The 11,505-nt window shown below is 49.5% G+C and carries 12 protein-coding genes; all 12 read right to left on the bottom strand.

Going from position 1 to position 11,505, the window contains the following annotated elements; translation table 11 throughout:
* Positions 1–62: 62 nt before the first annotated feature.
* A complete protein-coding gene (locus KD147_RS01555; protein ID WP_105190259.1) occupies positions 63–491 on the bottom strand; it encodes a CBS domain-containing protein in 429 nt (142 codons plus the stop codon).
* 88 nt (positions 492–579) lie between these two features.
* Positions 580–1,614: an isoaspartyl peptidase/L-asparaginase family protein gene (locus tag KD147_RS01550; protein WP_212546640.1), complete on the bottom strand. Its 1,035-nt coding sequence runs from the start codon at positions 1,612–1,614 to the stop codon at positions 580–582.
* 108 nt (positions 1,615–1,722) lie between these two features.
* On the bottom strand, positions 1,723–2,328 hold the full coding sequence (locus tag KD147_RS01545) for a class I SAM-dependent methyltransferase (protein ID WP_212546639.1): 606 nt from the start codon (positions 2,326–2,328) through the stop codon (positions 1,723–1,725).
* Positions 2,329–2,432: 104 nt separating this feature from the next.
* Complete coding sequence (locus KD147_RS01540) at positions 2,433–2,777, bottom strand: hypothetical protein (RefSeq protein WP_212546638.1); 345 nt, start codon at positions 2,775–2,777, stop codon at positions 2,433–2,435.
* Positions 2,778–2,911: 134 nt separating this feature from the next.
* The gene (gene htpG, locus KD147_RS01535) at positions 2,912–4,828 is read right to left on the bottom strand and encodes a molecular chaperone HtpG (RefSeq protein ID WP_212546637.1); all 1,917 of its coding nucleotides are present in this window, start codon (positions 4,826–4,828) and stop codon (positions 2,912–2,914) included.
* A gap of 144 nt (positions 4,829–4,972) precedes the next feature.
* Positions 4,973–5,584: a recombination mediator RecR gene (gene recR / locus KD147_RS01530; protein ID WP_105212950.1), complete on the bottom strand. Its 612-nt coding sequence runs from the start codon at positions 5,582–5,584 to the stop codon at positions 4,973–4,975.
* Between the two features lie 100 nt (positions 5,585–5,684).
* Positions 5,685–6,473 (bottom strand): hypothetical protein, encoded by a 789-nt coding sequence (locus KD147_RS01525; protein WP_212546636.1) that lies wholly within the window; start codon positions 6,471–6,473, stop codon positions 5,685–5,687.
* Between the two features lie 147 nt (positions 6,474–6,620).
* A complete protein-coding gene (locus KD147_RS01520) occupies positions 6,621–6,947 on the bottom strand; it encodes a YbaB/EbfC family nucleoid-associated protein (RefSeq protein ID WP_105189967.1) in 327 nt (108 codons plus the stop codon).
* Positions 6,948–7,003: 56 nt separating this feature from the next.
* Complete coding sequence (gene dnaX, locus KD147_RS01515) at positions 7,004–9,469, bottom strand: DNA polymerase III subunit gamma/tau (protein ID WP_212546635.1); 2,466 nt, start codon at positions 9,467–9,469, stop codon at positions 7,004–7,006.
* Between the two features lie 2 nt (positions 9,470–9,471).
* Positions 9,472–10,017, bottom strand: a complete 546-nt coding sequence (gene apt / locus KD147_RS01510) for an adenine phosphoribosyltransferase (RefSeq protein WP_105199146.1) — start codon at positions 10,015–10,017, stop codon at positions 9,472–9,474.
* 111 nt (positions 10,018–10,128) lie between these two features.
* A complete protein-coding gene (locus KD147_RS01505) occupies positions 10,129–10,473 on the bottom strand; it encodes a 4a-hydroxytetrahydrobiopterin dehydratase (RefSeq protein ID WP_105189970.1) in 345 nt (114 codons plus the stop codon).
* A 10-nt stretch (positions 10,474–10,483) separates the two neighbouring features.
* Positions 10,484–11,281 (bottom strand): phenylalanine 4-monooxygenase, encoded by a 798-nt coding sequence (gene phhA / locus KD147_RS01500; protein WP_105255526.1) that lies wholly within the window; start codon positions 11,279–11,281, stop codon positions 10,484–10,486.
* Positions 11,282–11,505: the final 224 nt, after the last annotated feature.

Below are 11,505 nucleotides of genomic sequence, written 5' to 3'. Positions count from 1 at the left end.
CCCCTAATTAACGGCATAAAATGGTCGGCCAGCTTAGCAAAATATTGCTCTAAAGTGTATCGTTAGACAAAGCGTTTCCCAGGTGCATAATTGTCATGTAAGTGCTTATCCAGCGCCAACAAAATATGAGCCCGAGTGATTATGCCAAGCAACCTGCCTTGCTCGTCGCACACCGGATACATTTTCGGCTTATCTATCTTCATGTTTTCGGCGAGCGTCATCACGCTGTGCTCAGGCGAAACACACAAGGGATCCTTGGTCATCACATCACCAATGACACAATGGGCTTCGTTTTGATAAGTTGAATTAAGCATTTGTTGCAAGCAGTCTTGCTCTGAGACAAAACCTATGACGGTGCCGAGATCGTCGACCACCGGACCACCGGTTTGACAGCTTTGAAGTAGTTTTTCCACCGCGCTTTCAATGGACATATTGGCTTTGAAAGTCACAGGTCTGTGGTTATAGTAATCAGCGACTTTGATAGATTGCATACGCACCCCCAAAATTATTAGCGCCAACATTGTAAATATAGTTGGCGCCAGGGATTTTGCGTAGCTACTTTAGTGTAATTCGTCGTTATTATTCATCTTTAAAAATAGCTACATAGGTTGGGGTATTGCTACTCTTACTGGCACGATACATGCCCGCTGTATTAAACGGCATGCTGATGTTTCCCTTGGCATCGACGATGATCACCCCACCTGTGCCACCGGCTTCAAACATGGGTCCAAAAATAACCTCATTACCCGCCTGCTCAATGCTCTTTCCTTGGTATTGCACCCGGGCGCAAATATCGCTCGCTACCTGGTAACGAATGAAGTATTCACCATGCCCCGTGGCAGAAACCGCACAGGAGGCATTATCGGCAAAGGTACCCGCGCCTATCACAGGTGAATCGCCGATACGGCCAAAGCGCTTGGCCGTCATGCCGCCGGTCGAAGTGCCAGCGGCGATATTGCCGTGGCTATCGAGTGCCACCGCGCCCACCGTGCCCATCTTGTATGATGTTGGCAGCGCCTGATGCAGGGCCTGGTAATCTTTTGTGGCCGGCTTGGCCTTATCCAGCTTTTCCTTGGCCTTAAGCAAAGCTTTATAACGATTTTCGGTATCAAACACACTGTTTTCCACCAGCTTCATGCCCTGCTGCTGAGCAAATTCTTCAGCCCCAGCGCCGCTGAGCATCACATGCACGGAATTGGTCATCACCAGACGGGCTAAATCGATAGGGTTTTCAATATGCTTCACCCCGGCAACGGCACCGGCTTCACGGGTACGGCCATCCATAATCGAGGCATCGAGTTCATGCTCCCCCTCATAGGTGTACACAGCACCCTTACCGGCGTTAAAGTAAGGCGAGTTCTCCAGCACATTAATGGCCGCATTGATGGCATCAAGGCTGGCACCCCCTTGGTCTAACACCGCATAGCCTGCTTCCACCGCTTCGCTTAATTTAGCGCGATACGCCTTTTCTTGCTCCGGCGTAAAGCGTGCCTTTTCAATGGTGCCGGCACCGCCGTGAATGGCGATGGCGATTGGGTTTGCAGAAGTCTCTGCGAATAACGAAAAAGAAGACATGCTAAGAAGTGCTAACGCACCGAGTAAAGACGAATTCATACCTTGCCTTAATGATGGGGATAATAGAATTCCACTATGCGCAATGTTCATGTTGTGCGCAAGTGCTTGCGATGGGCCGTGTATGTTTCAACGCCGCTGGCAACGCCTTTAGTTTGATTTTCTCGCCACCATGGAGAATATATGCCAGTGATGCGGCTCGCCATTGGCGGTTTCACCGGATACCCTGTGTTCTTGCCAACGCAGTATGTCAAACCCTAGCAACTTATGTTTGATTTGCCTTTCATCCAACACCAAAACCTCGGGCCAATAGGCATCCCTGCTGTAGTGCTCGGAGGCCATGGTGTCTTCGGGGCCGACAAAGGAGCCACAAAATAGACCGTCCGGCAACAGGGCGCCAGTGAGTCTCTCCCAAACCCGATCGAACTCAGCTACCGGGCAAAAAAATAAGCTGGCATCGGCAACAATGAGGTCGGCCTGAGGATAGGCAAAACTGGAAAAGCTCGCTTGGCTAAGGTGAACCTGCGGGTCATGACTAAAACGCGTTTGGCAACGCGCAATGGCTTCGGGCTCTATATCAAAGGCATGCACGGTAAAACCCTGTGCGCGTAAATAGGCAATGTCGGCACCCGCACCACAACCACAATCGATAACCACCCCATGTTTAGCCACGCACGTCACAGCGAAGCGCAAGTCATCTCTCACGGCGCTGTGCTCGGTTAAGTCGTAATAGCGACTTTTCTCTGTGGTTGTCATCCGCCCTTCCTTGTTTTGACAGGCATCTAGGTGTCACTGTTATTTCATCACTCTGGCACGTAACCAAAGTAAAACCACAACAACCAATGGGCACTTTTGGAAGCTTATCTAATTATTATAAGAGTGATATCAAGCACTATTAATACCGCAAGAAAGGTCGCAAAAAAAGAAGCTGTTTTGTCTTTAATCGCTTTTTGCGCATAACCAAAACAACACGCTAACAAGATGCCCGGAATAAAAAAGAATAAAATTTTTTTGTGGGAACGTTCTTCAAACTTATTATATTTATCACTCCATAGTGGTAAGGCTAGATACCTAAAGAAAGCCGGAGTTTTCTCTTTAAACACCTGTTTGTCTAAGTGCTGCGAAAACATCATCATAAAAACAAAAAAAACTGGATAGATGAGCGCTGAGATTATAAAAATCATAACTAACAAAAAGTCTTGCATTTTTCATCCTTGAAATCATTTAGTTAGAAAAGAACTCCCCTAGTCTATCTTATGTAATTTATGGAAATCACTCGATATCTCATAAAAAAAGCCCGAGTGGTTAGCTCGGGCTCAAAGTTGGGGTTTTTTACTTGTTACTTGCTTAAATCCAGCATCAGCTTATTCAGGCGGGTTACAAACCCGGCCGGGTCTTTTAAGCTGCCGCGCTCGGCAAGCAGAGCCTGGTCCAGCAGTACCTCTGACCACTGAGTAAACTTGTCTTCGTCCTGCTCGTCGTTTAAGTGCTTAACCAGCTGGTGCTCAGGGTTAAGCTCAAAGACCGGCTTGGTTTCCGGTGCCTTTTGACCGACGGACTCCATAAGCTTGATCATCTGTGAGCTCATATCGTGCTCATCGGCTACCACACAGGCAGGTGAGTCCGTTAGACGGTGAGTAAAGCGTACTTCTTTGACCTTATCGCCCAGTGCCGTTTTAATGCGCTCAAGCAAGCCTTCCACTTCCTTCTCAGACTCTTCTTGGGCCTTTTTGCTCTCTTCGTCGTCCAAATCGCCTAAGTCTAAATCACCGCGGGTGATCGACTGGAACTGCTTGTCCTGGAACTCGGTGAGGTGGCTCATCATCCACTCGTCAACACGGTCGCTCAGTAGCAAGACTTCGATGCCCTTCTTGCGGAAGATCTCTAGGTGTGGCGAGTTCTTCGCTGCTTCAAAGCTGTCGGCCACCACGTAATAAATCTTGTCCTGGCCTTCGCTCATACGCTCGATGTACTGCTCGAGTGACACATTCTGCGTGGCTTCGTCCGTATGCGTTGAAGCAAAGCGCAGCAGCTTGGCAATGGCTTCTTTGTTCGCCATGTCTTCCGCCGGACCTTCTTTGATCACGCTGCCGAACTCATCCCAGAATGTTTGATACTCTTGCGGTTTGTTCTTACCCATGCGATCCAGCATTTTCAACACGCGAGACGTACAGCCCTTACGAATTGTTTGGGTGATCTTGTTATCTTGTAGAATCTCACGGGATACGTTTAGCGGCAGATCGTTTGAGTCCAACAGACCTTTTACGAAACGCAGGTAGCTTGGCATAAACTGCTCGGCGTCATCCATGATAAATACGCGTTGTACATACAGCTTTAAGCCGCTTTGACGCTCGCGGTTATACATATCAAAGGGTGCGCGCTTAGGAATGTACAGCAAGCTGGTGTATTCGGTTTTACCTTCCACCTTGTTGTGTGCCCAGGTCAGCGGCTCTTCCCAGTCGTGACCTACGTGCTTGTAAAACTCCTGGTATTCTTCATCGCTGATCTCAGACTTATCACGAGTCCACAACGCCTCTGCCTTATTGATGGCTTCCCAGTGACCCGGTTGCGCCTCGATTTTCTCGCCGTCTGGGCCTTCTGATTCTGGCACCGGCTCACGGTACATCTCTACCGGAATGGCGATATGATCCGAGTATTTATTGACGATGCCGCGCAGGCGGAAATCGTCCAGGAACTCTTTTTCATCGTCGCGCAGGTGCAGGATGATTTCGGTACCACGGCTGTCTTTGTCGATCTCGGCCAGGGTGTAGTCACCCTCACCTTTTGATTCCCACTCGATAGCATGCGTTTCACCGGCTTTGCGCGTGCGCACGGTTACTTTGTCGGCCACAATAAAGGCCGAGTAGAAACCCACACCGAATTGACCGATCAACTGAGAGTCTTTGGCTTGGTCGCCGGTCAGGTTTTTGAAAAATTCTGCGGTGCCTGATTTAGCAATGGTGCCTAAGGCGCTGATCACTTCATCACGGGTCATACCGATACCATTATCGGCAATGGTTACCGTGCCCTTGTCCTTATCGGCGCTAATACGCACCTTGAGTTCTGCATCGCCTTCGTACAGATCGCCATTTTCGAGGGCTAGAAAGCGCAGTTTATCTGCGGCATCAGAAGCATTCGATACCAGCTCACGCAGGAAGATCTCTTTGTTTGAATACAAAGAGTGGATCATTAAGTTAAGCAGTTGCTTTACTTCAGTCTGAAAGCCAAGCGTTTCTTTTTCTGATGTTGCTGTCATTTCTCTCTCCGTTAGCAAACAGGTTCAACTGAGTAGGTTGATAACCAGATATGCTCTTGTATATGGGGTGATGCGGTTGGGATTCAAGAGATAAAAAACGAAAAAAGCGCCAAAAGGCGCCTTTTTGCTGGATTTTAGAGCAAATCAATCGTCGAAGGTGACCTGCTTACGGCCGTTAAAGGCATGGGATAAGGTCATGCCATCAACCAGGTCCAGCTCGCCACCGACAGGCACGCCATGGGCGATGCGTGAGGCACCCACCTGGTATTGCTTGCACAGCTCGGCAATATAATGGGCCGTGGTTTCGCCCTCTACCGTCGGGTTAGTCGCCAGGATCACCTCGTTAATGTCTCCCGCGGCCAGCTTCTGCTCGAGCACATCCAGGCCAATTTCTTTTGGGCCAATGCCATCAAGGGGCGACAAGTGACCCATTAAGACAAAGTATAGGCCCTGATAATGCCCGGTTTGCTCCACCGCTAATACGTCGCTGGGCGATTCCACCACACACAGCAAGCCGGAATCCTGGCGTTTAATATTGCCACACAGCTCGCACTGCTCTTGCTCGGTAAAAGTACGACAACTGTTGCAATGACCAATATCCACCATGGCCTGGCTTAACGCAGCCCCCAATTGGCTGCCGCCCTCACGGTCACGCTCCAATAAGTGAAAGGCAATCCGCTGAGCCGATTTCGGGCCTATGCCCGGTAAACAACGCAAAGCATCAACAAGTTGAGTTAATTTTGGCGAAAGCTGCATGTAAATTCCGATTAAGCTGCGACACTGTGTAATTCAGCGCTCTATTATGTGGCGTTAAGGTATCAAAACCAAGCGCAAAAGTATAAGGGAGTTGTTAGCCCTACTTTGAGGCCGACTCGATTAGCTCTCGATATGGCGTAACTTTAAGTTCTGACTGAGCACTGTGTTTCTCGTACAAGAAAGTGGTCGAGCCGCCGCCCTCTTTGTAGGCATTTAAAGGGCAATCATCGGAAAGGTTATCGCGAGTGCCGCTCAGCAACAAGTCGGCCTTGCCATCGCCGTTAAAGTCGGCGATTAATTGCACAAACAATTTAAACGTATCCTTGACCACGCCACACTCTCGCGTATGTGAGCCAAGCACGGTCTCAAACAAGCGTGGGTTACTTTTGTTATTAACAAGCGAGAGCTCACCTAGGGTCTTGCCTTTAACCAGGGTTTCAAGCTCACCTTGTGCTTGCTGCTTCATTTCGTCGCTCTCAATCCCACCTGGTAATGGAATGATGCTGGCGGGAATATGGTGCCACCAATTGGCAGAGTCCATATCAAAATGATTTTCCTTGGCCACCTTGACCTGATCAAGCAGGGTAAACTCGGCGCACGCTGCACCGTAGACGAGCTCCCGGCCAAATTCCTCTCGTGATTTACCATAGCAACCGCGCTTGATCAAAGCCGAATACTCATCGCAACTGGCATATTTTCTTAGGCTTCCCTGTGTATCCGCATCCGGGCAAAAAAATTCACCACCGTCCTCAATCATCCGTATAGAGGGTACTTTATATTCGTCGATAGCCTGGAGCGTATTAAAGCCTCGGTCGCCGGCCTGGACGTGATTCGAACCAAGCGCTAACAATTTAACGGCCAATACCATAGCGGTGAGTTTGTACTTCATAACAGAGTGTCCTTTCTCTTGGTTTTTTTGGGGGGTTCTTATTGTGGTGCCAATGATAAAACATCAGGGTAGATGTGGGTATTGGTCATAGGTACTAACAGGCAAAAAAATAGCGCCCTAAGGCGCTAATTTTTATGATGTTCTTAATTAGAACGGCATTTTAAAGCCAGGAGGTAAGTTCATACCACCGGTTACTTCGGCCATGCGCTTCTGACTTTCTTCGGCTACACGACGTACGGCGTCGTTACAGGCCGCGGCCAGTAGGTCTTCAATCATGTCCTTGTCGTCTTCCATCAAGCTCTCATCCAGCTCAACACGACGCACATTGTGGCTACCCAGCATGGTTACTTTAACCAGACCAGCACCGGCTTCACCGGTTACTTCTAAGTTTGCGATTTCTTCTTGGGCTTTTTGCATGCGCTCTTGCATTTGCTGCGCTTGCTTCATCATGTTGCCCATTCCACCTTTAAACATAGTGTTCTCTCTTCATTTAAATCTATGCTGGCAAAGATAAGGCCAGCGAGGAAAAATTACAATGGCTGCACCGAGTTTTCATCAAGGATCGCCGAAAATTGCGTCATTAAACGCTGCACATTGTTATCACCGTGCATCGCCGCCACCGCCTGTTGCAAACGCTGAGCGTCGAGCGTTTCTTGGATCAGTTTTGGCGTACCCGCTACCTCTGGGCTAAACGCTATATGCAATTCGATAGGCTCGCCCAGTTGCTCGCTAAAACATTGCGCCAAGCGTTCGCGCAACGCCGGTCCATCAAGATGTTGCTGACTGGCATCGACCTGCAAAAACACCTGGTTTCGTTCCTTACGGTAACAGCTTTGCAGGGCAAACTGACGGGTACGCCCACCTAAATTCATCTCGTCTATCAAGGCCGCCCAAGCATCTTGCTGATGGGCAAATTTGATGTCACTAATGCTGCTGGTAAAGCCTTCGGGCACGGGGATCACCAAGGGCTGCTCTTGTGCCTCGGTATTTGTCACCGGTGCCTGCAACTGTTGCAGCAACTCGGGGGCCAGCTTTTGCGGGTCCGGCTGGTGCCTGTCGAGCAGGCGCTGCGCCGGCGTTTGCTTACGCTTGGCCGCTTCTAGCTGCTGTTGCTGTTGCTGCTGCTGTTGCTGTTGCTGTTGCTGTTGCTGTTGCTGTTGCTGTTGCTGTTGCTGAGCAGGCTCAGGCATGGCAACTGCAGTTGCAACAGCGGTATCAAAATAACCTGGTGATGCGCTTAGTTCGGCCCGCTCACCCCGGGCCGCTGCCTTTTTTACGTCACCGCCACCTTGGGTCACTTCATTGCCGCTTTGCGCCCTTTGGCCAGGTGCGGCTGCAGGCGTTGCCAACTTACGGTTTTGCAGAATACGGGCGATGGCCGATTGAGTTTGCTCTTCCAAGGCATGAAGCTGCTCGGCCGGTGCCGCCTGAGCTTGATTGTCCGGCTCTGGACTTACTGACTGCATTTGCTCAATGCGGGGTTGCGCTTGCACTTGGTCTTGTTCTTGAACGGCGCCCTGAGGTACTTGCTCTGGTGCGGCTTGGTGCTGGAATACAGGCTCTGCTATATTAGGCTGCACTGGCTCGCTGCCCTGATAACCTAACTCTTGAGCCTGTTGTAACACGGCATCAAATTGCGCCGCTGCTTCTTGCTCCTGCGCCACTTCCTCATCCATTTCTACAGCTAGTGCAGAGGATTCAGAAGGCACTTCAGGTGCAGCGACAGGCGTTGTCGCGGGTGTAGCCGCAGGTGCGGACACAGGCTCTGGCCTAGCAGCTTTTGGCGCTGAAGCCAGATCATTATTATTGCGGGCCAGCATGGCGCGCAGGTTAGCCGCTTGCTCTTGGCCCGAGGCCTTAGGGCTGGCCATCTCGCTCACACTGGTTTGCGCTGTTGGCATGGATGCCAAGGCCGCCGGTTCAAAGGCAAGTAGGCGTAACATCAGCATTTCAAAGCCCACCTGTGGTGAGCTGCTCCATTGCAAGTCACGTTTGCCGCTTAACAGCAATTGGTACAGAGTATGAATATGCTGAGGATCGGCGCTGCTGGCCGCCGCACTGACGTATTGGGCATCGCGCTCGCTAAGCGCCGCGGCGCTGGGCACCAGCTGAGTCAGCTGGATGCCATGCATCAGGTTAAGTAAATCATCTAACACCGCAACATAATTAGGGTTACGCTGCGCTAAGGCTCGGGTTTGTTGCATCAGCTCGGCGCCATCGTGCAGGAGTACGGCACTCAGTAGTTGCTGGGCAAAACGTACATCCATTAGGCCGAGCATGTCTTTGACCGCCTCTTCCACCAGCTGCCCATTGGTTTGAGCTATGGCTTGATCGGTCAGGCTCAAGGCATCACGCATACTGCCGTCGGCTGCCTTGGCCAGTACAGCCAGGGCCGAGTCTTCGTAATGGATTTGTTCCTGGCCGAGAATGTGCTGCAACTGGGTGCTGATCTGCGGAACCGATAAGGCGCTGAGATTAAACTGCAAACAGCGAGATAAGATGGTCACCGGCAATTTTTGCGGATCTGTGGTCGCCAGCAAGAATTTCACATGTTCGGGGGGCTCTTCCAAGGTTTTTAACAGCGCGTTAAAGCTGTGTTTGGAAAGCATGTGCACCTCATCAATAAGGTACACCTTGAATTGTCCTCGTGTCGGTGCATATTGCACGTTATCGAGGATTTCCCGGGTGTCTTCAACCTTGGTACGTGAGGCCGCGTCGATTTCGATAAGATCTATGTACTTACCCGCTTCGATATCTAAGCAGGTGCTACATTGGCCGCAGGGCTGAGCTGAAATGCCCTGCTCACAGTTCAGGCTCTTGGCAAAGATTCGGGCGATGGTGGTTTTACCCACGCCTCGCGTCCCTGTAAACAAATAAGCATGGTGTAAACGCTGTTCATTCAGGGCGTTTACCAGTGCCTGTTTTACATGGTCTTGACCAACAAGTTGGTGAAAGGTTTGCGGTCGCCATTTCCTGGCAAGAACCTGATAGCTCATGCTTAATCGCCTTCGAATTCGACTAGTTTAAATACGTCAATTCCCTGTTGGCGCACACGTTGCTCACCGCCTAAATCCGGTAAGGAAACCACAAAGGCGGCATGAGTTGCTTCGCCACCGAGCTTGGCAACCAGTTTCGCGGTGGCTTCAATGGTGCCGCCAGTTGCCAATAAGTCATCAACTAACAATACCTTATCGCCGGCCACTATGGCGTCTTGGTGCAGCTCCAGGGTATCTTCACCATATTCTAACTGGTAGCTTTGTGCAATGACCGCACGAGGTAATTTGCCCGGCTTACGCACCGGAATAAAAGGCACACCTAATACATAAGCCAAAGGTGCGGCAAAGATAAAGCCGCGCGATTCGGTACCAATGATCTTGGTAAAACCAAGGTCTTTATACTTATTAACCATATGATCTATGGTCAGTTGTAATGCCTTAGGGTCGGCTAATAGGCTGGTAACGTCACGGAACATAATGCCCGGTTTAGGATAATCGGCAACCGTAGCAATGGATTGCTTGATGTAATCAAGATCAGCAGCGCTCATATTTCATTTCATATTTTGTTTTGTTTAGCGCTGCATTATAGCAAGTTGTGAAAAACAAAAAAGCCACCCGGCTAGAGAATAGCGAGGTGGCTCAAACACGGAAGTATTTAATTACAGAGCAGCAAAAACCGCGTCTGTTTTGGCAGCACAAATGAAATCATTCTTGTGCAGACCCTTGATAGAGTGCGACCACCAAGTCACGGTCACTTTGCCCCATTCGGTCAGAAGACCCGGGTGATGACCTTCTTCTTCGGCCATGGCGCCTACTAGGTTGGTGAACTCCAGTGCTTGCTTGAAGTTTTTGAACTTAAATACTCGCTCAAGCTGCATAATGCCATCACGTACTTCAGGCACCCACTCAGGGATATCTCTGATCAATACTGCCAATTCATCATCTGACACCTTAGGCGCATCCGCACGACACGCTTCACATTTTTGTGCGCTTAATTCAGACATTACTAATTCCTTAACTTGCTATCTTTTCTTTAGGGGGAAATTTGGGCTCAAACAAGCCTAATTCTTTTGCCTCGGCTACCAATGCCATCAGATCCATCTGTGAAATATCAAATAAATCATGGATGGAGTTAATGGTGTAGTACACCGGTTGCATAATATCGATTCTGTACGGTGTGCGCAGCACATTCAGTACATTCATTGGATTAATTTCTGGCTCATCACCATACACGTACTGGGTTTCGCCCGGGCTCGATAAGATGCCGCCGCCGTATATACGCAGACCTTTTTCGGTTTGCATCAGGCCGAACTCAACGGTGAACCAGTATAGACGTGCTAGATAGACGCGGTCTTTTTTATCTGCCGCATAGCCTAGCTGACCGTATTTATGAGTAAACTCGGCAAAATCCGGGTTGGTCAGCATGGCGCAGTGACCAAAGATTTCATGGAAAATATCCGGTTCTTGCAGATAATCGAACTCTTCACGGGTACGAATAAAGGTCGCCACAGGGAACTGCTTGTTCGCCAATAAACGGAAAAACTCATCGAAGTCGATAAGCGCCGGCACAGGGGCAACCTGCCAGCCGGTTTCGCGCTCTAACACTTCATTCAGTTCGTGTAATTGCGGAATGCGATCATGTGGCAGGTTAATTTTCTTTAACCCTTCCAGGTATTCGTCACAGGCCTTGCCTTCAATACAGGCCAACTGACGCTCAACCAATTCTGACCAAATTTGGTTCTCTTCATCGCTCCAGTGGATCACCCCATTTTCATCGGGGGTCTTGGAGACATACTTACTTGACTTAGCCATAATAACCTTTACATCTTCGACCAATGAACGTACCTAAACGCTCAACTGGTAGCTAATCTGTGTTAACCAGATACTAAGTAAAAGTACGCAGATTTGTAATAGATGGAGCTAACAAGGGCTATCGGCAAACACAATCGTTCGTAAACCTAAAATTACACCAATATAAACAAAAATAGACACCCCTTAAAATTAAAGGGGTGTCTATCAAAATATTCGTACAATAT

It is taken from the genome of Pseudoalteromonas sp. BDTF-M6, from assembly GCF_018334135.1.
GTDB lineage: Bacteria > Pseudomonadota > Gammaproteobacteria > Enterobacterales > Alteromonadaceae > Pseudoalteromonas.
This window is presented reverse-complemented; position numbering and strand designations above follow the sequence as displayed.